Source organism: Bradyrhizobium sp. Kon56 (genome assembly GCF_055807635.1).
The window spans coordinates 494,184-517,458 of the sequence record NZ_JBVVOU010000002.1 but is presented as its reverse complement, the minus strand read 5'-3'; the positions used below and the strand labels follow the sequence as shown (position 1 = coordinate 517,458).

Annotated in this window: 21 protein-coding genes, 1 tRNA gene and 1 pseudogene; 13 read left to right on the top strand and 10 right to left on the bottom strand. The window is 64.2% G+C overall.

Translation table 11 applies throughout. The annotated features are described in order from the left end of the window. Positions 1–90: 90 nt before the first annotated feature. The 9 genes from AC0L3B_RS05555 (at position 91) to AC0L3B_RS05515 (ending at position 11,505) form a co-directional block, all read left to right on the top strand. Positions 91–1,827 (top strand): putative bifunctional diguanylate cyclase/phosphodiesterase, encoded by a 1,737-nt coding sequence (locus AC0L3B_RS05555; protein ID WP_473380124.1) that lies wholly within the window; start codon positions 91–93, stop codon positions 1,825–1,827. 218 nt (positions 1,828–2,045) lie between these two features. Continuing rightward, the gene (locus tag AC0L3B_RS05550) at positions 2,046–3,230 is read left to right on the top strand and encodes a substrate-binding domain-containing protein (RefSeq protein WP_166517560.1); all 1,185 of its coding nucleotides are present in this window, start codon (positions 2,046–2,048) and stop codon (positions 3,228–3,230) included. A gap of 221 nt (positions 3,231–3,451) precedes the next feature. After that, a complete protein-coding gene (locus AC0L3B_RS05545; RefSeq protein WP_456652919.1) occupies positions 3,452–4,243 on the top strand; it encodes an ABC transporter ATP-binding protein in 792 nt (263 codons plus the stop codon). Beyond that, positions 4,240–4,962 carry an ABC transporter ATP-binding protein gene (locus tag AC0L3B_RS05540; protein ID WP_368508920.1) on the top strand — a complete coding sequence of 241 codons (723 nt, stop codon included), beginning with the start codon at positions 4,240–4,242 and terminating at the stop codon, positions 4,960–4,962. The genes AC0L3B_RS05545 and AC0L3B_RS05540 overlap by 4 nt, the downstream gene beginning before the upstream one ends. Beyond that, positions 4,959–5,969 carry a branched-chain amino acid ABC transporter permease gene (locus tag AC0L3B_RS05535; RefSeq protein WP_473380123.1) on the top strand — a complete coding sequence of 337 codons (1,011 nt, stop codon included), beginning with the start codon at positions 4,959–4,961 and terminating at the stop codon, positions 5,967–5,969. Before AC0L3B_RS05540 ends, AC0L3B_RS05535 begins: the two co-directional genes overlap by 4 nt. Next, the gene (locus tag AC0L3B_RS05530; protein ID WP_198959237.1) at positions 5,966–7,051 is read left to right on the top strand and encodes a branched-chain amino acid ABC transporter permease; all 1,086 of its coding nucleotides are present in this window, start codon (positions 5,966–5,968) and stop codon (positions 7,049–7,051) included. Before AC0L3B_RS05535 ends, AC0L3B_RS05530 begins: the two co-directional genes overlap by 4 nt. A gap of 135 nt (positions 7,052–7,186) precedes the next feature. Beyond that, the gene (locus AC0L3B_RS05525; RefSeq protein WP_473380122.1) at positions 7,187–10,297 is read left to right on the top strand and encodes a bifunctional diguanylate cyclase/phosphodiesterase; all 3,111 of its coding nucleotides are present in this window, start codon (positions 7,187–7,189) and stop codon (positions 10,295–10,297) included. A gap of 1 nt (position 10,298) precedes the next feature. After that, positions 10,299–11,354: a sensor domain-containing diguanylate cyclase gene (locus AC0L3B_RS05520; protein WP_473380121.1), complete on the top strand. Its 1,056-nt coding sequence runs from the start codon at positions 10,299–10,301 to the stop codon at positions 11,352–11,354. A gap of 74 nt (positions 11,355–11,428) precedes the next feature. After that, a tRNA-Arg gene (locus AC0L3B_RS05515) sits at positions 11,429–11,505 on the top strand. A gap of 91 nt (positions 11,506–11,596) precedes the next feature. On the opposite strand, the gene AC0L3B_RS05510 is transcribed toward AC0L3B_RS05515, so the two are convergent. Continuing rightward, a complete protein-coding gene (locus AC0L3B_RS05510) occupies positions 11,597–11,806 on the bottom strand; it encodes a hypothetical protein (RefSeq protein WP_007598219.1) in 210 nt (69 codons plus the stop codon). Positions 11,807–11,973: 167 nt separating this feature from the next. On the opposite strand from AC0L3B_RS05510, the gene dinB reads away from it, so the two are divergent. Then, complete coding sequence (gene dinB / locus AC0L3B_RS05505) at positions 11,974–13,077, top strand: DNA polymerase IV (protein WP_018455858.1); 1,104 nt, start codon at positions 11,974–11,976, stop codon at positions 13,075–13,077. A gap of 115 nt (positions 13,078–13,192) precedes the next feature. Here dinB and AC0L3B_RS05500 read toward each other — a convergent pair whose 3' ends face one another. The 6 genes from AC0L3B_RS05500 to AC0L3B_RS05475 all read right to left on the bottom strand — a co-directional run bounded on the left by AC0L3B_RS05500 (position 13,193) and on the right by AC0L3B_RS05475 (position 16,924). Next, positions 13,193–13,486 (bottom strand): hypothetical protein, encoded by a 294-nt coding sequence (locus AC0L3B_RS05500; RefSeq protein ID WP_007598221.1) that lies wholly within the window; start codon positions 13,484–13,486, stop codon positions 13,193–13,195. Positions 13,487–13,726: 240 nt separating this feature from the next. Further along, positions 13,727–14,413 carry a DNA-3-methyladenine glycosylase I gene (locus AC0L3B_RS05495; protein WP_446480425.1) on the bottom strand — a complete coding sequence of 229 codons (687 nt, stop codon included), beginning with the start codon at positions 14,411–14,413 and terminating at the stop codon, positions 13,727–13,729. A gap of 111 nt (positions 14,414–14,524) precedes the next feature. After that, positions 14,525–15,052 carry a GNAT family N-acetyltransferase gene (locus AC0L3B_RS05490; RefSeq protein WP_085385541.1) on the bottom strand — a complete coding sequence of 176 codons (528 nt, stop codon included), beginning with the start codon at positions 15,050–15,052 and terminating at the stop codon, positions 14,525–14,527. A 121-nt stretch (positions 15,053–15,173) separates the two neighbouring features. Next, positions 15,174–15,914 carry a di-trans,poly-cis-decaprenylcistransferase gene (locus AC0L3B_RS05485; RefSeq protein WP_085361990.1) on the bottom strand — a complete coding sequence of 247 codons (741 nt, stop codon included), beginning with the start codon at positions 15,912–15,914 and terminating at the stop codon, positions 15,174–15,176. Positions 15,915–15,945: 31 nt separating this feature from the next. After that, entirely contained in the window at positions 15,946–16,320 is a 375-nt protein-coding gene (locus AC0L3B_RS05480) for a winged helix-turn-helix domain-containing protein (protein ID WP_007616058.1), read from the bottom strand. Then, positions 16,307–16,924: a hypothetical protein gene (locus tag AC0L3B_RS05475; RefSeq protein ID WP_473380120.1), complete on the bottom strand. Its 618-nt coding sequence runs from the start codon at positions 16,922–16,924 to the stop codon at positions 16,307–16,309. The genes AC0L3B_RS05480 and AC0L3B_RS05475 overlap by 14 nt, the downstream gene beginning before the upstream one ends. A gap of 199 nt (positions 16,925–17,123) precedes the next feature. Here AC0L3B_RS05475 and AC0L3B_RS05470 point away from each other — a divergent pair. Further along, positions 17,124–18,369: pseudogene (locus tag AC0L3B_RS05470) on the top strand (S1C family serine protease). Between the two features lie 72 nt (positions 18,370–18,441). Here the strand turns inward: AC0L3B_RS05470 and AC0L3B_RS05465 are convergent. Continuing rightward, a complete protein-coding gene (locus tag AC0L3B_RS05465) occupies positions 18,442–18,720 on the bottom strand; it encodes a DUF3551 domain-containing protein (RefSeq protein ID WP_083926408.1) in 279 nt (92 codons plus the stop codon). 146 nt (positions 18,721–18,866) lie between these two features. Then, positions 18,867–19,841, bottom strand: coding sequence for a Bug family tripartite tricarboxylate transporter substrate binding protein (locus tag AC0L3B_RS05460; RefSeq protein ID WP_018455852.1), 975 nt, complete (start codon positions 19,839–19,841; stop codon positions 18,867–18,869). A 125-nt stretch (positions 19,842–19,966) separates the two neighbouring features. On the opposite strand from AC0L3B_RS05460, the gene AC0L3B_RS05455 reads away from it, so the two are divergent. Together AC0L3B_RS05455 and AC0L3B_RS05450 are read left to right on the top strand one after the other, a co-directional pair. Further along, positions 19,967–20,386 carry a VOC family protein gene (locus tag AC0L3B_RS05455; protein WP_085349736.1) on the top strand — a complete coding sequence of 140 codons (420 nt, stop codon included), beginning with the start codon at positions 19,967–19,969 and terminating at the stop codon, positions 20,384–20,386. A gap of 107 nt (positions 20,387–20,493) precedes the next feature. Next, positions 20,494–22,074 carry an AMP-binding protein gene (locus AC0L3B_RS05450; RefSeq protein WP_473380119.1) on the top strand — a complete coding sequence of 527 codons (1,581 nt, stop codon included), beginning with the start codon at positions 20,494–20,496 and terminating at the stop codon, positions 22,072–22,074. A gap of 53 nt (positions 22,075–22,127) precedes the next feature. Here the strand turns inward: AC0L3B_RS05450 and AC0L3B_RS05445 are convergent, their stop codons facing one another. Next, positions 22,128–23,222 carry an HD-GYP domain-containing protein gene (locus AC0L3B_RS05445; RefSeq protein ID WP_085349734.1) on the bottom strand — a complete coding sequence of 365 codons (1,095 nt, stop codon included), beginning with the start codon at positions 23,220–23,222 and terminating at the stop codon, positions 22,128–22,130. Positions 23,223–23,275: the final 53 nt, after the last annotated feature.

Below are 23,275 nucleotides of genomic sequence, written 5' to 3'. Positions count from 1 at the left end.
CTCCGGGCCCCTTAACCAAACTTAAGAGGGAACCGCGCAAGATCGCGGCCATTGCAAAGGCGCGCTGAAACAACAAGATTCATGACTTCTATGAACGACAACAAATATTCCGGCGCGAGCGAAGCCGAACTCGGATTTCTCAAGGAAATCGTTAGAATGCTGCCTGCCGGCCTGACCGTGCAGGACGCGCAAGGCGAACTTCTCCTGGTCAACGATGTCGCGGCTGCCCAGCTCGGCATGGACGGCAGCCGCCCCTCGCGCGATCTAGCGTCGCGCCTCGAAGCCTGCCGGCAGGCCCTGAGCTCCGGCCAGGCGGTCGTCGCCGAGGAAGCGCTCCACGACGGAGCCGCACGCCAGGTGCTGCTGACCACCCATCGTCCGGTCCGCCTCGACGGACGCGAGCTGCTGATCTCGGCCTCCTCTGACATCACCGAGCAGAAGAATTTCGAAGACCAGCTGTTCCGCTCGGCCTATTTCGACGATCTGACCGGCCTGCCCTCGCGGCGCGTGATCGAGCATCGCGCCACCAGCCTGCTCGCGCAGGGTCGCACGGGCGATCGCTTTGCGCTCGCCTTTCTCGACGTCGACAATTTCAAGCACATCAACGACTATTACGGGCACGCCGTGGGCGACGCCCTGCTGGTCGAGCTGTCGAAGCGGCTTGGACGCGGCTTGCGCGACTCGGACATGCTGTCGCGCATCTCCGGCGACGAATTCCTGCTGCTGCTATCGCCGATCCAGAACCAGGAGGAAGTCGCCGAATTCATGCAGTCGACGCTGGAGCGGCTGACCGCGCCGTTCTTCATCGACAATTCGGAAGTGTTCGCCTCAACCTCCGTCGGCATCAGCCTCTACCCCGATCACGGAAGCAGCTTCGAGACACTGCGCCAGAACGCCGACATCGCGATGTACCGCATCAAGAATGACGGCAAGGGATCGGCGGCCTTCTTCGATTCCAGCATGGAACGCGAGGCGCTGGCGCGGATGAAGATCGAGCAGTCGCTGCGGCAGGCCATCCTGGAGAAGCGCTTCTGCTGCGCCTTCCAGTCCAAGGTCGACATCCGCACGCAGGACGTGAAGGGCATCGAGGCCCTGGTGCGGCTGCGCGACGACGAGGGCGTGATCCAGGCGCCCGGCTCGTTCATCAATCTTGCCACCGAACTCGGGCTGATCGACGAGCTGACCCATCTCGTGCTCGCCGAGATCGTCAAGTCGATCGACCTGATCAACGAGACGTTCGGTGCGGAAGCGACCATCAGCATCAACGTCGCGGCCAAGCAGGCCGGCAACCCGGAATTCATGCGCAGCTTTGCCCAGGCGCTCGACGACACCGGCTTTCCGCAGCGCTTCATGATCGAGGTGACGGAAGACGCCTTCGTCGCCAAGAATCATTTCCAGGCCGAGATCCTGCCGATGTTCCGCAAGCTCGGCGTCGCCATCTCGATCGACGATTTCGGCACCGGCTATTCCTCGCTCTCGGCGCTGGCCGACATCACCGCGGACGAGATCAAGATCGACCGATCCTTCATCACCGATATCCATAAGCGTCCGCGCAACCAGGGCATCCTGCGCGCGATCGAATCCCTGAGCGAAGCGCTCGGCATGACCGTGATTGCCGAAGGCATCGAATCCTACGAGGAGCTCGCCTACCTCCAGGCTGCGACCAAGATCCGTTACGCGCAGGGCTATTATTTCTCCCGGCCGATCTTCCTGGAGGAGCTGAAGCTCGCAACGCCCGTCTCCAGCGAAGCACGCGCCAGCGTCACAAACCGCTCGACGCAGCAGAACCGGCAGGGCTATTCCCGCGCGAACGGATACCGGCGGTAACCCCCGGCCTGATCGTTACTTTGCAAAGCCTGAGCGACCCGTTCCACGGGTGAGGTCAACAATTGCATCTGCCGATTTCCTCGGCAGAAGCGATCCGGCGCGGCCGGGCCGGACAATGTCACACATGCCCGTCGCGTGGTCCGCCGGAAGGTGGAATTGCAATGTCCGCACGGTTGTGCAAATCGCTATGGCCAAAGAATTCATCAGGAGGGACCATCGTGCGCCGATCGCTCATCTTAACAACAACCATCCTCGCCCTCGCCGCGGGCACCTCCGCACAGGCCGACGATCTCAAGATCGCGCTGATCTATGGCAAGACCGGCCCGCTCGAGGCCTATGCCAAGCAGACCGAGACCGGCCTGCAGATGGGGTTTGAATACGCCACCAAGGGCACCATGACGCTCGACGGGCGCAAGATCGTCGTCATCACCAAGGACGACCAGGGCAAGCCGGATCTCTCCAAGGCCGCGCTCGCGGAAGCCTATCAGGACGACAAGGTTGACATCGCGATCGGCACGACCTCGTCGGCCGCGGCACTCGCGATCCTGCCCGTCGCCGAGGAAAACAAGAAGATCCTGATCGTCGAGCCCGCGGTCGCGGATCAGATTACCGGCGAGAAGTGGAATCGCTACATCTTCCGCACCGCGCGCAACTCGTCGCAGGACGCGATCTCGAACGCGGTCGCGATCGGCAAGCAGGGCGTCACCGTCGCGACGCTGGCGCAGGACTACGCCTTCGGCCGCGACGGCGTCGCCGCCTTCAAGGAGGCGCTCGGCAAGACCGGCGCGACGCTCGCCGCCGAAGAATATGCCCCGACCTCGACCACCGACTTCACCGCGGTCGGCCAGCGCCTGTTCGACGCGCTGAAGGACAAGCCGGGCCGCAAGGTGATCTGGGTGATCTGGGCCGGCGCCGGCAATCCGCTGGCGAAACTCCAGGACATGGATCCGAAGCGCTACGGCATCGAACTGTCCACCGGCGGCAACATCCTGCCGGCGCTCGCTGCCTATAAGGGCCTGCCCGGCATGGAAGGCGCGACCTATTATTTCTACGCGATCCCGAAGAACCCGGTAAATGACTGGCTCGTCGCCGAGCACCAGAAGCGCTTCAACGCGCCGCCGGACTTCTTCACCGCGGGCGGATTCGCTGCGGCGATGTCCGTCGTCGCCGCCGTCACCAAGGCGAAGTCGACCGACACCGAGAAGCTGATCACGGCCATGGAAGGCCTGGAGTTCGACACGCCGAAGGGCAAGATGATGTTCCGCAAGGAAGACCATCAGGCGCTGCAGAGCATGTATCACTTCAAGGTCAAGGTCGATCCGAATGTCGCCTGGGCCGTGCTCGAGCCGGTGCGCGAGCTGAAGATCGAGGACATGGACGTTCCGGTCAAGAACAAGCGGTAGCTGCTTCTTCACCTCTCCCGCGTGCGGGAGAGGCCGGGAGAAGGCTCTGTCCTCTTTGGGGGTTCTTGCCTGAGGAGACACCCTCTCCCGTAGCCGATGCTACGCATCGGCGTTCTTTCAAGAACGGCGGCCGTAGGCCGCCTGTGCCTCCCCCGCAAGCGGGGGAGCGAGCCCAGTGTGGTCGCGGATGCACTCCCAACCAAACCCGATCGAAATCTCTCATGACGCTGACCCTCGAAACCCGCGACCTCACCATCCGCTTCGGCGGCCATGTCGCGGTCAACAGCGTCACTTGCAGCTTCCGCCCGGGCGAACTCACCGCGATCGTCGGCCCGAACGGCGCCGGCAAGACCACTTATTTCAACCTGATTTCCGGCCAGCTCCGCGCATCGAGCGGCAGCATCCTGTTCGACGGCACCGACATCACCCAGCACTCCGCACCGATGCGGACGCGCGCGGGCCTGGGGCGCGCCTTCCAGCTCACCAACCTCTTTCCGAACCTTTCCGTGGAGGAAAACGTCCGCCTCGCGGTGCAGGCCGCCGACGGCACTCACTACGATATGCTGCGGCCCTGGATGGTCCGCCGCGATCTGATCGCCCGCGCCGATGCTATCCTGGATCAGGTCGCGCTCGGCGGCCGCCGTGGCGTCGCCGCGACCGCACTGTCGCATGGCGATCAGCGCAAGCTCGAGGTCGCGCTGATGATGGCGCTCGAGCCAAAGGTGTTCATGTTCGACGAGCCGACCGCGGGCATGAGCATCGACGAGGTGCCGGTCGTGCTGAACCTGATCGCGCAGCTCAAGCAGGACAAAAGCAGGATCATTCTCCTGGTCGAACACAAGATGGACGTGGTGCGATCGCTCGCCGACCGCATCATCGTGTTGCATAACGGGCAGCTTGTTGCGGACGGCAGGCCTGCCGAGGTGATTGCGTCACCGATCGTGCAGGAAGCCTATCTCGGCGTCGCGCCAAAGAACGTTGAAGGGAAGACGGCTGGAGGGAGCGCAGCATGACCGATCTGTTGAGGCTCTCCGGTGTTCACACTCATATCGGCCGCTATCACATCCTCCAGGGCATCGATCTCGCTGTCGCGCAGGGGCAGACCACGATGCTGCTCGGCCGCAACGGCGCCGGCAAGACCACGACGTTGCGCACCATCATGGGCCTCTGGCAGGCCTCCTCCGGCGAGATCAGCCTCGCCGGCGAGCGCATCGAGAGCCGTGCGACGCCCGACGTCGCGCGGCTCGGCGTCGGCTACGTGCCGGAGAGCATGGCGGTGTTTTCGGACCTCACGGTGAAGGAAAATCTGGTGCTGGCGGCGCGCGACGGACCACTCGACGACGCCCAGCTGGACTGGATTTTTGGCTTCTTCCCCGCGCTGCGCCGGTTCTGGCTGTCGCGCGCGGGAAGTCTCTCGGGCGGACAGAAGCAGATGCTGTCGATTGCCCGCGCCATCATCGAACCGCGCAAGCTCCTGCTGATCGACGAGCCGACCAAGGGGCTGGCCCCAGCAATCGTGATGGCGCTGATCGAGTGTCTGAAGGAGATCAAGCGCAAGGGCGCCACGATCCTGATGGTCGAGCAGAATTTCTTTGCCGCCCGCGAGCTCGGCGACGACGTGCTGGTGATGGACAACGGCACCATCGTTCATCGCGGCGAGATGGCCGCCTTGGCCGCCGACGTGCCACTGCAGGAGCGGCTGCTGGGCCTGAGCCTGGAGACGCATCAATGACCGAGCTCGCCGCAACCGATCCGCTGCCGAAGCCGAAGCGCGACATCGCGCCGATCCTGCTGCCGATCGCGGTCGCCCTCGTGATGATCCCGCTGATCGGCTCGCCCAGCACCTGGCTGACGCTGACGGCCGCGAGCCTCGCGATGGGCATGATGATCTTCATCATGGCCTCCGGACTGACGCTCGTGTTCGGCCTGATGGACGTGCTCAATTTCGGCCATGGCGCCTTCATCGCGGTCGGGGCCTATGTCGCGACCCTGGTGCTGGCGCCGTTCGCGGCCTCGCTCCAGGTCGATTCGCTGTGGATCAACCTCGCGGTGCTGGCGCCGGCGGCATTGCTGTCGATGGCGGTGTCCGGCGCGCTCGGCCTGATCGTCGAGCGGGTGCTGATCCTGCCCGTCTACGGCCAGCATCTGAAGCAGATCCTGATGACGACGGGCGGCCTGATCGTCGCCGAGCAGACGCTCTATGCAGTGTGGGGGCCACAGATCATCCCGGCGCCGCTGCCGACGTCGCTGCGCGGCTCCTTCATCCTCGGCGACGTCGCGATCGCGAAATACCGCGTGCTGGCGACGCTGATCGGCCTCACCGTCTTCATCGCGATCCAGCTCGTGCTCAACCGGACCAAGCTCGGGCTTCTGATCCGCGCCGGCGTCGAGAATCGCGAGATGGTCGAGGCGCTCGGCTATCGCATCCGCCGTCTGTTCCTCGGCGTGTTCATGACGGGATCGGCGCTCGCCGGCCTCGGCGGTGTGATGTGGGCGCTGTATCGCGAGCAGGTCCACGCCTCCATGAGCGACGACCTCACCGTCCTGATCTTCATCGTCGTCATCATCGGGGGCCTCGGCTCGATCGGCGGCTGCTTCATCGGAGCGATCCTGGTGGCAATGATTGCCAATTACGGCGGCTTCCTGGTGCCGAAGCTCGCCCTCGTCTCCAACATCCTGCTGATGGTCGCCATTCTGATGTGGCGGCCGCGCGGCCTCTATGCGGTGACCAGCCGATGATGATCCTGTCAGGCGATCCGCCGCGCAGCCGCGTGCTCACGCTCGTTCTCGTCCTCATCATCCTGGCGCTGGTGGCGACGCCGTTCCTGTTTCCCGGGGCGAAGGCGCTGAACGTCGCGGCCAAGATCTGCGTCTTCGCCGCGCTGGTCGCCTCCTACGACCTCCTGCTCGGCTATACCGGCTCGGTGTCATTCGCACACACCATGTTCTACGGGATCGGCAGCTACGCGATCGCGATCGCGCTGTACGGGATGGGCCCGAATTGGGGCGCGGTCGCAACCGGCATCGTGGTCGGCCTGCCGCTTGCCGCGCTGCTTGCGCTTGCAATCGGACTGTTCTCGCTGCGGGTCGCCGCGATCTTCTTTGCCATGATCACGCTCGCGGTCGCATCCGCCTTCCAGGTGCTGGCCTCGCAGCTGTCCTGGCTGACCGGCGGCGAGGACGGGCGCAGCTTTCAGCTGCCCGAGCTGCTCAGGCCCGGCACGGTGCTGATCTCGAAGAACGTGCTGGGATTTGAGGTCAACGGCCGCATCCTGACCTACTATCTGGTGTTCGCCGTCTCCGCCCTGATGATCCTCGCTTTGCTGCGGGTGGTGAACTCGCCGTTCGGGCGCGTGCTGCAGGCGATCCGCGAAAACCGCTTCCGCGCCGAGGCGCTCGGCTTCCGCACCGTTTTCCACCTGAGCTACGCCAACTGCATCGCCGCACTGGTCGCCGCCGGCGCCGGCATTCTCAATGCACTGTGGCTGCGCTATGCCGGCCCCGATACCTCGCTCAGCTTCTCGATCATGCTGGACATCCTGCTGATGGTCGTGATCGGCGGCATGGGCACGATCTACGGCGCGATCATCGGCGCCACCATCTTCATCCTCGCCCAGAACTATCTGCAGGCGCTGATGGGCGTCGCCTCCAAGGCGGCGTCGGAAGCCGGCCTGCCGCTGCTGCCAGGGCTGCTGCATCCCGATCGCTGGCTGCTGTGGCTCGGGCTGCTCTTCATCGCCAGCGTCTACTTCTTTCCGACCGGCGTGGTGGGACGGCTGCGCAGTGCCGGCGACCACAAGAGTGCGGGCAGCGCGCATTAACGCGCGATTCATGATGCAGCGCGGCGGCTCGCTCGGCGCAACCGATTCGCGCAACGAGATTAACGCCCAGGTAACTGGCTTTCCTAAGCTTTACGCCATTTGTGCGGTGTATTCCTGTCCTTCCAGGGGGAGGGAATGCGCCAGGTCTTTGCAGAGATTGCGTCACGAATGCTCCTAGCCGCGAAGCACGGCTGGGAGGCAGCCATTCGGCGCGGACCGGTGCTGTGGCTCACTTTGTGCGGCGTGTTGCTGGTCGCCGGGATCTTCGCCGTGACCGCCATGGCCGTCGGCGAATTTCGCGAACGTACCCTGGCCAACCGCGAGCGCGAGCTGGAAAATACCGTGCAGCTGATCGCGCGGCACTTCGATCAGCAATTCGAAGATGCGGACGTCGTCGCCGCCGATGTGATCGGGCAGATGAACCTGCCGGAGATCAGTTCCGCCGCGATGTTCCGCGAGCGCATGTCCGGACCTGCGACGAACCAGATGCTGCGGAGCAAGATCAGCTCGGTGTCTTATCTCGGCGACATCGCGATCTACGATGCCGATGGCGAACTGATCAACTGGTCGCGAGCCCAGCCGCTGCCCAAGATCAACATCTCCTCGCGCGCCTACTTCCAGACCTTCAAATCCGATCCGATGGCCGAACCGGTAATTCTGGAGTCGGTCCGCAGTTTCATCATCGGCAAATGGACCACGATTGTCGCGCGTCGGCTGAACGGCGTGGACGGCAGCTTCCTCGGCACGATGGTCCGCCGGATCGATCCGGACAGCTACCAGAACTATTTCGCATCCGTTGCGCTTGCGGAGGGCACGGCGATCTCGCTGTTCGACCGCAATGGCAAGATGCTGTCGCGCTACCCGCATGTCGAAGAGCTGATCGGCAGGGACTTCAAGGACGCGCCGCTGATGCGCAAGATGCTGGCCGAAGGTGGCCGGCACACCCTGCGCGTCAGGGGCCCGATCGACGGCGACGAGCGCCTCGGCTCCGGCGCCTCGCTTTCGCATTTCCCGCTGGTCATCGTCGCGACCAACACCACGAGCGCGGCGCTGGCCGACTGGCGGCAGCAGACCGGTTTCATGGTCACCACCGCCGCGCTTTCGGCGACTGTGATTGCGCTGATCCTGTTCCTGATCGTTCGCCAGATCAGCCGGCAGAATCGGGAGGCGCAGCAGCGGCTGGAAGCGGAGCGAGGGCGGCTCGACACCGCCTTGAACAACATGTCGCAAGGGTTGATCCTGTACGATGCAGCCGGATACATCGTCACCTGCAACCGCCGCTACGCCGACATGTTCGGCCTCTCCCACGACGTCATCAAGCCCGGCTGTCACATCCGCGAGGCGATGTATCATCGCAAGGAGCGCAGCGCGTTCGAAGGCGATGTCGAGGCATTTTGCGCCGACGTCATGAGGATCGTCGCGGAGGGCACGGTCTCCACCAGAAGCCATCACTTGCCGAGCGGCCGCGCTTTCCAGGTCATCAACACCCCACTCGCGCAGGGCGGGTGGGTGGCCACGATCGAAGACATCACCGAACGCCGCAATCTGGAGCAGGAACGCGACCGCAACTACATGTTCCTACGCGAGATCATCGACCACATCCCATCGCAGATCACGGTGAAGGATGCTCAAACGCGGCAATATCTGCTCGTCAACCGGACCGCCGAAGAGCACTTCGGCCAATCGAGTGAAAACATCGTTGGCAAGACTCCCTTCGACATTTACCCGGATGCCTCCGCCAGAGTCGTCACCGACGACGACAGCAAGGCGCTGCAGATGACCGAGGGATTGTTCAAAGACGAACATGCCTGGCAGAGCCAGGCCAAGGGGATGCGCTACATCACCTCGACCCGGATCGGGATCCGCGACAATTCCGGCGAGCCGCGTTACCTCATCAACGTGGTCGAGGACGTCACCGAACGACGGCGCGCCGACGAAAAGATCGCGCATATGGCGCATTACGATGCGCTCACCGACCTACCCAACCGGACGCTATTCCGCGAGCAGATCGAGCGCGAACTTGAGAAGGTCGGCGGCGGCAGTCAGTTCGCGCTGCTCTATATCGACGTCGACGAGTTCAAGGGCATCAACGATTCGCTCGGCCATCACGTCGGCGACGAGCTGTTGAAGGGAATCGCCGCCCGCATCCGCGGCTGCCTCGGACAGGACGACCTGATCGCGCGGCTCGGCGGCGACGAATTCGCGGTGATCCAGACCGGCATCAAGTCGTCCGCCGACGTGGTGTCATTCGTGACGCGGATCTTCGAGGCGATCCGCCGGCCCTATCACTGCTTCGGCCATCAGCTCTCCACCGACGCCAGCATCGGCATCGCGATGGCGCCGCAGGACGGCACCGATCTCGACCAGCTCATCAAGAATGCCGATCTCGCGATGTACGGCGCCAAGGCCGGAGGACGCCGCACTCACCGCTTCTTCGAGCCGGAGATGGATGCGAGCGCCAAGGCGCGCCTGAGCCTGGAGCAGGATCTGCGGCAGGCCCTGGTGAACGGCGGTTTCGAGATCCACTATCAGCCGCTGGTCGACTTGCGCACCAATGAGGTCACAGGCTGCGAGGCGCTGCTGCGCTGGCGGCATCCCGAGCGCGGCATGGTGTCGCCGGCGGAGTTCATTCCGATTGCCGAGGACACCGGCCTGATCAACGAGCTCGGCGACTGGGTGCTGCGCATGGCCTGCAACGAGGCCGCGACCTGGCCGGCGCATGTGCGTGTCGCGGTCAACGTCTCGCCGGTGCAGCTCAAATGCGACACGCTGGCACTGCGGATCGCCGGCGCGCTCGCCGCTTCCCGACTTGCCCCCTCCCGGCTCGAGCTCGAGATCACCGAGGCCGTGCTGATCCGCGACGACGAGGCGGCGCTCTCGATCCTGCACCAGCTCCGCGCCATCGGCGTGCGCATCGCGCTCGACGATTTCGGCACCGGCTATTCCTCGCTCAGCTATCTGAAGCGCTTCCCGTTCGACAAGATCAAGATCGACCGCTGTTTCGTCGCTGATATCGCCGAGACGAGCGGCGCGCCCGTGATCGTGCAGGCGGTGGTGAACATCGCCGCCGCCAGCAACATGACCACGGTCGCGGAGGGCGTCGAGACCGAGGCGCAGCGCGAGATGCTGCGTGCGCTCGGCTGCACGGAGATGCAGGGTTATCTCTTCAGCAGACCGAAGCCGGCCAGCGAAGTGCGAAAGCTGTTCGGTCCGAGCCATGCCTTGCCGGTGGCGGCGGTGGCCTGAGATGGCGAAGCCGGGGAAAACGCCAGCCAAGACGGTCGACGTTGCGGATTCCTATGCCGTGCGGCTGATGCAGCATCTGGTGGTGCCGACCTTCGTGATCGACCCCAAGCGCCGCGTCGTGATCTGGAACAGAGCCTGCGAGCGGCTGACCGGTGTCGCCGCCTCCGAAGTGATCGGCACCAATAAGCACTGGCAGGCCTTCTACGAGACCAGGCGCCCTTGCCTCGCCGACCTCGTCGCGCTCGACCGCCCGGAACAGCTGCCGGCGTTCTATTCGGAATATGCCGCGCGCGGTCATAACGGGCTCGGCTTCAGCGCCGAAAACTGGTGCGTGATGCCGAAGCTCGGCAGCCAGCTCTATCTCGCCATCGACGCCGGCCCCATTCACGACGAGGCCGGCCATCTGATCGCGGTGGTGGAGACTTTGCGCGACCTTACCGACCAGAAGCGCGCCGAGATGGCCCTGAAGGAGCTTGCCACCAAGGACGGGCTGACCGGCCTGTCGAACCGCCGCGCGTTCGACCAGATGCTGATGAGTGAATGGGCCCGCGCCCAGCGGACGCAGAAGCCCATGGCGCTGCTGTTCGTCGATGTCGATCATTTCAAGCTGTTCAACGACCGCCACGGCCACCAGAGCGGCGACGAATGCCTGCGCGCGGTCGCGTCCGTCGTCAGCCGGTATGCCGTGCGCCCGCTCGATCTCGCCAGCCGTTATGGCGGCGAGGAATTCGCGCTGATCCTGCCGGACATGGGTTGCGATGCCGCCTGCGCCATCGCCGACGAAATCCGCTGCGCGGTGATGGCCTTGCGGGTCACCCACGGCGCCATCGGGGCCGGCGAGCACGTCACCCTGAGTGTCGGCGTCGCCAGCCACATTCCGGACGAAACCGACGACAGCCCCCAACGGCTGCTGGGCGCGGCCGACCAGGCGCTCTATGCGGCCAAACGGCTCGGCCGCAACCGCGTCATGTGCTCCGAACGGCTGCTCGCCGAGTTCGCCAAGCTCGGGCGGGACGGCGTGCCGGTTCCTGACCGCGCGACTCGTAAATCAGCCTAGCCCAAATCAGCCTGGACGAAGCCGGCGGAAGCGGTTGCCCACCCTCCGCCAATCGGCTAAATGAACCTCGACTAGCACCCGTAGCTCAGCTGGATAGAGCGTTGCCCTCCGAAGGCAAAGGTCACACGTTCGAATCGTGTCGGGTGCGCCAGTCTCCTCCAGTGCACGCTGGAGGCACCCTCACCCGATTTGCGTTGTTACCCCGCCCGCTCAGGTCATCGCCTGCTCGGCGCAAGCCCACCTCAATTCAGCATCGAGATGATCGCCTGAACCTGGTCGGAAGCCGACGTGACCAGTCCGTCGTAGGACGTCTGACCGTGTGCGGCCGCCTTCAGGATGCATTCGGCGACCGCCGCCTTCAGGCCGAACACCGACTGATCGGGCGGCACGCTGGCCATCACGGCCTCCAGCGCCTGACGCATCGTTCGAATGAGTTCGGAGCTGTATTGCATGGGCTGTCCTCCGCAGCCTCATATTAGAGCGCGTGGCCATGCTGGCCACTCACAAGCCTGAGATTGTTTTTGATGAAGTGGGACATCCCGGAGCGGCGGCCAGCCTGTCTCGAGCGCTGAACCACACCCACCTCGCGCTTCTCATCGCTCGATTGTATCATCTTGCCATGAGCGAATCCGACACGGCGACCGGCGAAGCTTCGCCCGTCCGCAAGATCATCCATATCGACATGGATGCCTTCTACGCGTCCGTGGAACAACGCGATCATCCGGAGCTGCGCGGAAAGCCGGTCGCCGTCGGAGGCTCCGCGGAACGTGGCGTCGTCGCGGCCGCCAGTTATGAGGCCCGCGAGTTCGGCGTTCGCTCTGCCATGCCATCCGTGACGGCGAAGCGACAATGTCCCGATCTGATCTTCGTCAAGCCGCGCTTCGAGGTCTACAAGGCGATCTCTAGGCAGATCCGCGATATCTTCGCGGAGCATACCCCGATCATCGAGCCGTTGTCGCTCGACGAGGCCTACCTCGACGTGACGGAAAACCTGCAAGGCATCCCGCTGGCGCGTGATGTTGCGCTCAGGATCCGCGAGAGGATCAAGGCCGAGACGGGCCTCAACGCTTCGGCCGGCATCTCCTACAACAAGTTCCTGGCCAAGCTCGCCTCCGATCATCGCAAGCCCAACGGTCAGTTCGTGATTTCACCGGAGATGGGACCCGCCTTCGTCGAGACCCTGCCGGTCGGAAAATTCCATGGGATAGGCCCGGCCACGGGTGCGAAGATGAACGCGCTCGGCATGTTCACCGGTCTCGATATTCGTCGTCAGACGCTGGAGTTCATGAATGCCAATTTCGGCAAGTCGGGCGCCTATTACTACTGGATTTCGCGCGGTGTCGACGAACGGCCGGTCCGGGCCAACCGGGTCCGCAAGTCCATCGGCGCGGAGACCACGTTCTCAAGCGATCTCACCGAATTCGACGCGCTGGTCGCCGAGCTCAAGCCGCTCGTCGACAAGGTGTGGCGCCATTGCGAGGCGACGGGCAGCCGTGGCCGCACCGTCACCTTGAAGATCAAGTTTGCCGACTTCGAGATCATCACGCGCAGCAGGTCCGCTCTTTCGCCGGTTGCAGGCCGGGACGATCTTGAGCGGCTGGCTTGCGGCCTGCTCGAAGTCGAGATTCCGCTGCCCAAGAGCGTCAGGCTGCTGGGGGTCTCGCTGTCTTCCCTCCAGGCCGGGGACGATGCGGAGCCGCCGCAGCTGACTCTCGGCATCTGAACCAAACCGACGGGCTTTCGGCGGACGCAGAGAGCCACGTCGAGCGCGCTCGCAACGCGAATCTACGGTGGCGGGTTTTCAGACTCGCCGCCGAAGGACGATCCGCTGGGCCCGATCAATGCCTCACGTGCTCGAACACGACGATCACGCCCGTCGGTTCGGGCTCGTGTGCCATCAGGCGGGTCAGCTCGGAATCGCCCCAATCGGCGAGGCTGACGACTTCGCCGCTCTGACGCTCGGTGCCGGGCGGCGCCGTGGGCTCGACGACCTTCAGCCCCGTCTCATCGACGAAGAAAGTGTGCTCGCCGAACATGCTGTTGAGCTGCGGCATCGCGGGATGCTCGTCGGGCAGCACTTGAGCGCCGAGCTGGTTGACGGTCTGCTTCACCTGTTCGGATGTGAGCTTCATGAGCTGCTCCGTTTCTGTCACGTCGGTTTCACTGAGCTGAGCCAGAGCGGGCGTTCCCTGCGCTGATGTTCGCCTGGCCCAATCTCCCGAACAGGTGCTACGCACAAATGTTCCGGAGAAATGCATTTCGTGATCGCGCGTCGCGTCTGCCGCGCTTGCGGCACCAGATCGCCACAGGATGCACATGATTCAACATCCCAAGAGCCAAATTCCAAGAGCTGATTTCAAGAGCCGAATTCGTTACTCGCTTCTGTTCTCGCCAACAGAGTGCGCGCAGATGCGTGACAGATATGTGTAGGACAACCCGGTCTCCTCGGCCCAGGCGTTGAACTGCGCCTGCACCTTGGCGAGATCGCCCTTCGACTTCACCTCTTCGGCAATGTCGAGACCGGCATCGCGCAGGCAGGCCACGACGTCCCTGGACGTCACAAAGCCGTCCCAGCCGACGAACCGCAGCAGCATCTGGCCGGTATTGCCACCCAAACGGCTGCCGCGCTTGCTTAGAAGCTCGAGCAGGCCGATCTGGTCGGACGGCGGCCACTTCGTCAGAAACCTGCCGAAGCTGCCGTGCTCTCTTGCGATCTCCTGGACGAAGGCCGCGTTGTCGCGCACCGACATGATCTTGGCACCGTTGCGCACGATGCGCGCGTCGCGCAGCAGGTCCTCCCAATAATCCTCCGGTTGGAAGGTGAGCTTGGCCGGTTGGAAACGCAGGAAGGCGTCTTCAAACCCGTCCCATTTCGTCTCGATCACGCTCCAGGCAAAGCCCGCGCAAAACACACGCTTCGTCATCTCTGCGAGGATGCGGTCGTCGCCGCGTTTGGCGAGGCCCTTCAGGTCGGGCTTTTCCGGCATCAGCTTTTCGAGCGCCTTGGGCCCGCCCTTGCGTTTTTCGGCGCGCGCACGAATGGTCTTGAAGGAGGTCATTGGGAGACACGCGATTGAGGGTGTGCCACGACACCAGAATTCGACGCTCGGGTCCAGCTCCGCCACGTCCGCCGACTTCGGTCGCGCTTGCTCGGTTCGCGGCAAGCCCGGCTATCGCGACAGACGCTTCGCGAGATGGACCGACTGCCAGTCTCCGAGACCGGTGTCCTCGAACCCCGCTTTCTTCGCAAGACCGCGCATCTCGGCGTTCACGCGCGCGGTCTCGGCTGCAATCATCTCGTGACCGAGATCGCTCGCGTGCCTCTCCATCGCCGTCATCATCTGGAGGCCGACGCCCTGGCGCTGAAAGCCATCGGCAACAGAGATGGCGAAATCACCATGCCGTGCAGCCGCATCGTAGGCGTATCTGGTTTCGCCGATGATCGTGCCCTGCCCTTCGTGCCTGATCTCGGCGAGCAGGGTGAAATGACCGGGATTGCTGGTCTTGGCGACGCATTCGGCCGCGATCATTGCAAAGTCCGCCCGCGCGCCCATGAAGCGCTTGTTGCGCGATGTCGTGGAGAGGCTCGTGAAATAGATCGAGAGGATCTCGACATCGGACGCGCTGGCCGGCCTGATACGAAGCGTGGCGTTGCCTTCGGCTGACTCGACAATGGCATCCAGCAACGGCTGTGACATGCGCGCGGCTCTCGGCAGGTTGCATCGAATGCAGACCTAGCCGAGACGGCGCGCTTACCGCTTGGACGGTGCTGCCAATCTTGCGGCCGAAAACGAACAGTTCGTTGCTCGGTGCCGGGCGTCACACGCGAGAGAGTGAAGGCACCTCCTCCGGCACGATCGCCTGGAGGCCGCCGAAGCGACGCTCGCGGCCGTGGAAGGAGGCCAGGGCCGCAGCGAGATCGCCCGCGTCGAATTCGGGCCACATCCGCTCGGTGAAGTGCAGCTCGGCATAGGCACCTTCCCAGAGCAGGAAGTCCGACAGCCGTTTCTCACCCGAGGTGCGGATGATGAGGTCGACGTCGCGCAAACCGGCCTCGCCGGTGACGAGCTGCGAGAACGCCTCGCGGGTGAGACTCGTCAGCGCCGCCGCCTTCGCCGCCGCGTTGAGGATGGCGTCGCGGGCGGAATAGTCGACGGCGATGCGCAGATGAAGCGTGCCGCCGTGTGCGGTGGCATCTTCCGCGCGCGCGATCGCATTGGCGATACCGTCGGGCAGGCGGTCTCGCCGGCCGATCACGGTGAGGCGCACGCCGTTCTTGACCAGGCTCTGCACCTCGTTGCCGAGGTAGAATCTCAGAAGCGTCATCAGCGCGGCGACCTCGGCCTTCGGCCTTCGCCAATTGTCGGTCGAGAAGGCGTAGAGCGTCAGCGTGCCGATGCCCTGCTTGGGCGCGGCCTCGACGATGCGGCGGATCGCCTCGACGCCGGCCTCATGGCCGCGCACGCGCGACAGGCCGCGCCGCGTCGCCCATCTGCCGTTGCCATCCATGATGATGCCGACGTGAAGCTTCTCGTTGCGGGACACAAGGTCACTTTGCATTGCAAAGTCTCCGGTCAAAAAAGGGGGAGGATCAGGTCGAGACGATACCGAGACGGCCGAGCGGCGCCGCCTCGCGGCCGGCAGCCTTGGCTGCGTCGCGCACCAGGCGTTCGAGCACGGCGAGATAGTCGAGGAAGCGGCGGCGGCCGGCCTTGGTCAGGCGGCAGGTCGTGTGCGGGCGATTGCCCTCATAGCCCTTGGTCACCTCGACGAGGCCGGCTTCCTGGAGCACGGCGAGATGCCGGCTGAGATTGCCGTCGGTGAGGCCGCAGAGCTGCTTGAGATCGGCGAACGCCAGACCTTTCGGATGCGCCATCAGCGAGGTCAGAAGTCCGAGCCTCGCCTTCTCGTGGATCACGCGGTCCAGTCCTTCATAAGAGAAGGGTGCGCTGTCAATCTTCGACATCATGGTCTCCCGATGCGAAATACAGAATGCCCGCCATCACCGATTGCCCGATCACGAAGGGCAGGCCCATGGTCCATGGCGACAGCGTATGGGTCTGGCTCGCGAGCACCACCACCGCAAAGCCGGATATGAAATACCAGGCGCCGGCGAGCGCCACGGTGCGCGGCAGCGAACGGACGGAGGCAAAAATGCCGAGCGACACCAGGATCTGCCACAGGCCCGGCAGCAGCCACAGCGTTTCGCCCGAGAACTTCCACATCACCACCGCAAGCAGCACACCGGCAACGCCAGCGGGCAGGAATTGCTCGACAGCCTGGTGGATCATGGCATCAGCGAGGCCCGAATGATGGCGGCGCGAACGCGCGCGCATCTCGATGCCGATGATCAGGCCGGAGAGCGCGGCGGCAATGAACCAGCCGAAGAAGAAGCCGAGCGGTTCGCTGGTGGCATCACCAAGCAGCCAGAATTCCAGGATCGCGGTGAGAAGCGCGACCGCGCCGGTCGCGGCCATCGTCGCCGGGCCGTAACCGCGAAATGCCGTGCCTGCCGCAATCTGGCTGCGGATCGCCACGATGTCGGCCAGTGCCTTGTCGAGATCGCGCATTGGCAACGCCAAAACCTCGCTCCGCCTATCTCTGCCGGGTCTATCCGTCCGTTACTTTGTACCGCAAAGTATATCGGATTGCAAAGTAAAGGCAAGTCCCGAAGGTCGCCCGAGAGGATCCGTCCTCAACAGACAACTGCCGGTTGCGCGAGACGTCCTCCCGCAGATAAGATGCGCGCGAACGCGCTGGGGGGAGAGTATGTGGCTTAGTCATTCATCGTTGCGTCATTATTGCAGGTGAGCGTCGTCACCGCAGCACAGGCAGCCGGCCCATTCGGCAGCGTCAAAATCGGCAACTGGGTCGGCGGCGCGTTCAGCAATGACGAAACGGGAGCCTTTTCGCATTGTGCCGCGACGGCGCCTTATGCCAACGGCGTCATTCTCGTCGTCGGCCAGAATGCTGGGGGCTCGTGGATCTTGAGCTTTGCCAGTCCCAGCTACCGCTTCAAGCAGGGCGAGAACGCCGCGATCGACGTCATCTTTGACGGACAGGAGCAGGCCAGACTGTTCGCCACGGCCAACCAGACGAACATGCTCAGCTCCGTCATGCCTGCCAACGTGGTACGAACGTTTCAGAAGGCAAGCCTGATGGTCGCGACGAGCGGCCGCACCGTGCTGAATTTCGACCTGACCTCGGCCGGGCCCGTGATTGCGGCACTGGCCAATTGCGTCACAAGGTGAAAGCCGACGGGCTCGACAAGGCCGGCGACTTCACCAAGATCGCCGCCAAGCCGCAGCCAGCGCCGGACAAGCAGGGACCGCCAGCCAACGGCAGCAAACCTGCCAGAGCCAAGAGCGGCACCGGGTTCGTCGTGAGTGCCAGCGGACACGTCGTCACCAATAACCATGTGATCAATGGCTGCATCGGCGACATCAAGGGCAATCTCACGGGCGAAGCCGGAATGGTTTTGCGCGTGGTGTCGAGCGACGCCAACAACGACCTCGCGTTGCTGCAGGCGCCGTCGACGACCATGTTCAAGGAGTTCGCCCGGATCCGCGACCGCTCGATCCGCTCCGGCGATTCCGTCGTCGCGATCGGCTTTCCGTTCCATGGGCTGCTGACTTCGGACTTCACCGTCACGACCGGCATCGTCAGCTCGCTCAGCGGCATGCGCAACGATTCGCGTTTCCTGCAAATCAGTGCGCCGGTGCAGCCCGGCAATAGCGGCGGCCCGCTGTTCGACACCACCGGGCAGATCGTTGGCGTCGTTACGGGAAAGCTGGACGGATTACGGATGGCCGCTGCGACCGGCAACATCCCCGAAAACATCAACTTCGCGATCAAGACCGGCGCGTTGCGCGACTTCCTCGACAACTCCGTGGTGCCTTACCAGACTGCCGAACCGAAAGGCGAGATCAAGACCACAGACATCGCGGGCAATGCGCGGCCCTACACGATGCTGATCTCATGCAACGGAATCGAGCAGGCCGACGCGAAGCGGTAGCGGCAACGCGGGCCGGCTGGAGGCGTCGAGCCTATACGAGGCGCTCCAACCGGGCTGAAGTCAGCCAGCTCGCTAGTACGGCGCGACGGGGCGCGGCCGCCGGTGCGATCGCGGTTGCGCCGGAGAAACCTGGCTGTAGGCAAAGCGGGGATTGCGATCGCAGTACAGCAGCCGGCCGGACACGCTGGCTTGGCATTGTTCATAGCTGCTGTAGGAGCATTCCCCCGGATAATCATACTCACCGCCCTGGGCACACCAAGGATAGTCGCGCGCCGCTGCCGGCGTAACCGTCGCGAAGCCGGCAAGGGCTGTCACGCCGAGTGCCACCAGCACCAATTGCGTCTTACGCATGATCTACTCCTCTCTTCACAGCGCATCATACGCGCCATATACCCATCAGGTTTCACGAAGCCGCTTTATTCCAGCTCAATGGCACGGCATCCAAGAAAAAAGCCCTGCCGAACGGCAGGGCTCCATTCCCGGACATCACAAGATCGCTACTCGACCTTCAGGCCGGCGAACTCGACCACCTTCTTCCATTTCTCGGTCTCGGCCTTGATCTCGTCGCCGAACGCCTCGGGCGTCTGCGCCCGCGGCTCGCCGCCGAGCTCGACCAGGCGCTTGGCCATGTCCGGCTCCTTTATCAGCGTGTTGATCTCGCTGTTGAGCTTGGCGATGATCTCCTTGGGCGTGTTCTTCGGCGCCCCCATGCCGAACAGCGCGCTCGCCTCGTAGCCCTTCACGGTCTCGCCGATCGCCGGCACGTCGGGCAGCTGCGGCGAGCGCTCCGCCGTGGTGACGCCGATGGCGCGGAGCGAGCCGGAGCGGATGTGCTGGATGATCGAGGGCATGTTGTCGAAGATCACCTGCACCTGGCCGCCGAGCATGTCGGTGATCGCGGGTGCGGCGCCGCGATAGGGCACGTGCTGCATCTTGCAGCCCGTCAGCGCCATGAACATCTCGCCGGACAGATGCACCGAGGTGCCGTTGCCCGAGGAGGCCATGTTGACCTTGCCGGGGTTGGCCTTCACGTATTCGATGAACTCGGCGACGGTCTTGGCCGGCACGTCCTTGTTGACGGTCATCACGTTCGGCACGCGCTGGAACGAGGCGACCGGCGCGATATCGCGCACGAAGTTGAATTTCAGGTTGGTGTAGAGCGAGGCGTTGATGAAGTTGGCCGGATTGACCAGTTGCAGCGTGTAGCCGTCGGGTTCGGCGTTGACGACCGATTCGGTGGCGATATTGTTGCCGGCACCCGGCTTGTTTTCGATCACGAATTGCTGGCCGAACTTCTCCGACAACCGCTGGCCGATCAGGCGCGCCAGGATGTCGGTGGCTCCGCCCGGCGGATAGCCGACCACCCATTTCACCGGATGGGTCGGGTAATCGGCGGCAAGGGCCTTCGACAGCGGGCTGGCTGCAAGCGGACTGGCGGCGAGCAGGCTCAGCGCGGTACGGCGTGTGATCATCTCAAGGGTTCTCCCAACGTGTTGTTCTTGAAGCCAGATAGCTTGAAAATGGCGTCGGCGCGGTTGTAACAAAGCTTGCCGCAGGCGGAAAGTACACGGGGCGCATCACGACGAAAGGATAAGGCATGGCGGTCAAGGTCGAAGCCCTCGATCATCTCGTGATCAACGTCGCGGACGTCGCAGTGACCGCCGAGTGGTACGGCAAGATTCTCGGCATGGAAGTCAAGGTGTTCGACCCCGGCGGCGGCAAAGCGCCGCGGACGTCGCTACAATTCGGTAACCAGAAGATCAACGTCCGGCCGCGCGATGCCGACAAGGTGGAGTGGTTCACCGCGGACCACCAGACCCCCGGCAGCGAGGATCTGTGCTTCCTCACCTCCGCCAGCCCCGACGAGGTGGTGGCGCATTTGAAGGCACATGGCGTTGCGATCGAAGAGGGCCCGGTTCCCAAGCAGGGCGCCCGCGGCACGCTGCGCTCGGTCTATTGCAGGGATCCGGATGGCAGCCTGATCGAGATTTCGTCATACGAGGACGGCGGCCGGTAAGGCCAAGCCGCCTGCCCCACGCACCGTCGCATGAGGGCTGAGCGAGCAGGAAGACGCAATCATCAAAACGCGGCCGCCGGCAAGATGCAGGCTGCACGGGAGGACATATGCCGACTTCGCAAGCCGCCGCCGGAATCGTCGGCCCATTCGACGGGCTCGATGTGCCTTGGCTGCTGAAGATGCGGGCTGACGTGCGCAGCTCACATCCGTTCCTGATCTGGGCGCCGTTCGACGCGCCTGCCCGGCGCTGGAGCTATGGCGAGTTTCACGAGCGGGTCGGCGCGCTCGCGGCGGGACTGGGGAGGCGCGGCGTGAAGCCGGGCGAATATGTGCTCATTCACCTCGACAATTGCATCGAGGCGCTGCTGGCCTGGTTCGCCTGTGTCGAACTCGGCGCCATCGCGGTGACCACCAACACGCGCTCGGCGCCGGCCGAACTCGACTATTTTGCCGATCATTGCGGCGCGGTCGCCGCGATCACACAGCCGGCCTATGCCGAGATCGTCGCGCAGAATTGCCGCAACATCCGCTGGATGGCGGTGACTTCGCACGATGCGGGCGCGCCGCCCGGGAACCCGGTCTCACGCGGCGACAGCTTTGAGGAGCTGTTCGCCGATAGCGCCGACCGTCCCAGGCGCGCGATCGATCCGCTCGCGCCGTGCAGCGTGCAATACACCTCGGGCACGACATCGCGCCCCAAGGCGGTGCTGTGGACCCACGCCAACGCGCTGTGGGGCGCCAAGATCAACGCCGCGCACGAAGACCTGCACGCAAGCGACGTGCATCAGGCCTATCTGCCGCTGTTCCACACCAACGCGCTGGCCTATTCGATGCTGGCGACGCTATGGGTCGGCGCCACCTGCGTGATCCAGCCGCGCTTTTCCGCCAGCCGGTTCTGGGGCGCTGCGCGCGAGCACGGCTCGACCTGGACCTCGACGATCCCGTTCTGCATGAAGGCGCTGCTCGAACAGGACATCCCGCGCGATCACAAATTCCGTCTGTGGGGCACCGCGATCAACGAGCCGCCGGCCTTCGCCGCTTTCGGAGTCAAGATCATCGGCTGGTGGGGCATGACCGAGACCATCACCCACGGCATCGTCGGCGAGATCGACCAGCCCAACATCCCGATGTCGATCGGCCGCGCCGCGCCGGAATATGAAATCCGCATCACCGACGACGACGGGCGGCCGACCGAAATCGACGGCACCGGAAATCTCTCGATCAAGGGCATTGTCGGCCTGTCGCTGTTCGCCGAATATCTGCACAACGAAAAGGCGACGCGCGAGAGCTTCGACGAGCACGGCTTCTTTCTCACCGGCGACCGCGTGGGGCGGCTGGAGAACGGCTACATTCGCTTCGCAGACCGCAGCAAGGACATGCTGAAGGTCGGCGGCGAGAACGTCGCGGCGTCGGAGATCGAGCAGGTGGTCGCACTGGTCCCCGGCGTGCGCGAGGCCGCCGTGGTGGCGAAGACGCATCCAATGCTGGACGAGGTGCCGGTCGTCTTCATCATCCCGCAGGGTGGCGTCGCCGGTGCCCGGCCTGATCTGCACGACGCCGTGATGGCCGCCTGCCGCGCCGGCCTTGCCGACTTCAAGATGCCGCGCGAGATCCGCTTCGTCGACGACATGCCGCGCTCGACGCTGGAGAAGGTGGCGAAGGCGGAGCTGAGGAAGATGGTGGGGTAGCACGAGCGATTACCACAATGTCGTCCTGGCTTTCGCCAGGACGACACCGGAGTTCAGAACGATCCCAGCGCCACCGGGCGGAACGCTTGCAACAGCTGCTGGTCCAGCTTGCCGCCCATGCCTTCCATCATCGCAAACGCGCGCGAGTGGGTGAAAGGCATGCGATAGGCGCGCTTCTCCACGAGTGCCGCGTAGATGTCGACGATGGTCGTGACCCGCACGATATCGCTGATCTGGTTCGACGAGAGATTGTTGGGATAGCCGGAGCCGTCGAGGAATTCGTGGTGATGCAGCACGACGTCCAGCATCTCCGGCGGGAAGCCGCCTTGAGCCGCGAGCGCGTCATAGCCGCGGCGCGGATGCTGGCGGACTTCAGCCATCTCCTCGTCGGTGAGCTTGCCGGGCTTGTCGAGCAGCGCGGAGGGAACGAAGGCCTTGCCGACATCATGCAGCAGCGCGGCACGGGTCAGCCGGCGCTGGTCGTCCTCGCGCATGCCGAGGTGCTGGGCGAAGGAGACCGCAAATCCGGTCACGAACAGGCAATGCCGGTAGCTGCCGACATGGTGGCAGCCAACCGTGGTGAGCCACTCGCGCAGCGAGGAGTGCTTGATCGCCTTCAGGATCTTGCTCTCGGCGGCGATGACGTCGTCGAAGGTCAAGGGCACGCCGAGCGGCAGCTTCTCGAACATCTTCTTCAGCACCGCATGCGCGGCCTCGACGCCGCGATTGAGCGTCTTGCCGCGATCGGTGGCGTCATAGACGGCGGTGTCGGGGAAGGCCGCACGGATGCGCTGCAGGATGTCCTCGGGCTGAAGCGGCCGCGAGATGGTGTCGGTGGCGCCCAGCGCCCAGGCCTGCATGGTGCCGTGATGCAGGGCGTCCGCAAGCACGAACAGACGAGGCATGGCGCGATAGGCGTCGCCGCGCAGCTTGTTGCGCACCCGCTGCACGCTGTCGGGCGACCGCAGATTGATGTCGACCACGAGGCCGGAGAGATCGCGCGAGGGCTGCTCGGGGAGCTCCTGCGTCGTCACCGTTGCAACGTCGCCGACCGCCTTGAGGATGCTGGCGAGCTCGGTGCTCTCGTCGCTCCGGTCGGAGGCGAGCAGAAGCCGGCGTTTCGCGGCGGGTTTGGCTGAGGCGTTCATGGTTTCCCCAAGAGCACGGGCGTGTTTCGGGCAAAAGCCTAAGCCGGATCAGG

Coding starts and splice junctions, on each gene's coding strand:
- AC0L3B_RS05530 (WP_198959237.1), top strand. CDS start 5,966: ATGATGATCCTGTCAGGCGATCCGCCGCGCAGCCGCGTGCTCACGCTC.
- AC0L3B_RS05535 (WP_473380123.1), top strand. CDS start 4,959: ATGACCGAGCTCGCCGCAACCGATCCGCTGCCGAAGCCGAAGCGCGAC.
- AC0L3B_RS05500 (WP_007598221.1), bottom strand. CDS start 13,486: ATGAAGCTCACATCCGAACAGGTGAAGCAGACCGTCAACCAGCTCGGC.
- AC0L3B_RS05510 (WP_007598219.1), bottom strand. CDS start 11,806: ATGCAATACAGCTCCGAACTCATTCGAACGATGCGTCAGGCGCTGGAG.
- AC0L3B_RS05520 (WP_473380121.1), top strand. CDS start 10,299: ATGGCGAAGCCGGGGAAAACGCCAGCCAAGACGGTCGACGTTGCGGAT.
- AC0L3B_RS05445 (WP_085349734.1), bottom strand. CDS start 23,222: ATGAACGCCTCAGCCAAACCCGCCGCGAAACGCCGGCTTCTGCTCGCC.
- AC0L3B_RS05555 (WP_473380124.1), top strand. CDS start 91: ATGAACGACAACAAATATTCCGGCGCGAGCGAAGCCGAACTCGGATTT.
- AC0L3B_RS05465 (WP_083926408.1), bottom strand. CDS start 18,720: ATGCGTAAGACGCAATTGGTGCTGGTGGCACTCGGCGTGACAGCCCTT.
- AC0L3B_RS05455 (WP_085349736.1), top strand. CDS start 19,967: ATGGCGGTCAAGGTCGAAGCCCTCGATCATCTCGTGATCAACGTCGCG.
- AC0L3B_RS05475 (WP_473380120.1), bottom strand. CDS start 16,924: ATGCGCGATCTCGACAAGGCACTGGCCGACATCGTGGCGATCCGCAGC.
- AC0L3B_RS05525 (WP_473380122.1), top strand. CDS start 7,187: ATGCGCCAGGTCTTTGCAGAGATTGCGTCACGAATGCTCCTAGCCGCG.
- dinB (WP_018455858.1), top strand. CDS start 11,974: ATGAGCGAATCCGACACGGCGACCGGCGAAGCTTCGCCCGTCCGCAAG.
- AC0L3B_RS05480 (WP_007616058.1), bottom strand. CDS start 16,320: ATGTCGAAGATTGACAGCGCACCCTTCTCTTATGAAGGACTGGACCGC.
- AC0L3B_RS05460 (WP_018455852.1), bottom strand. CDS start 19,841: ATGATCACACGCCGTACCGCGCTGAGCCTGCTCGCCGCCAGTCCGCTT.
- AC0L3B_RS05450 (WP_473380119.1), top strand. CDS start 20,494: ATGCCGACTTCGCAAGCCGCCGCCGGAATCGTCGGCCCATTCGACGGG.
- AC0L3B_RS05490 (WP_085385541.1), bottom strand. CDS start 15,052: ATGTCACAGCCGTTGCTGGATGCCATTGTCGAGTCAGCCGAAGGCAAC.
- AC0L3B_RS05495 (WP_446480425.1), bottom strand. CDS start 14,413: ATGACCTCCTTCAAGACCATTCGTGCGCGCGCCGAAAAACGCAAGGGC.
- AC0L3B_RS05485 (WP_085361990.1), bottom strand. CDS start 15,914: ATGCAAAGTGACCTTGTGTCCCGCAACGAGAAGCTTCACGTCGGCATC.
- AC0L3B_RS05540 (WP_368508920.1), top strand. CDS start 4,240: ATGACCGATCTGTTGAGGCTCTCCGGTGTTCACACTCATATCGGCCGC.
- AC0L3B_RS05545 (WP_456652919.1), top strand. CDS start 3,452: ATGACGCTGACCCTCGAAACCCGCGACCTCACCATCCGCTTCGGCGGC.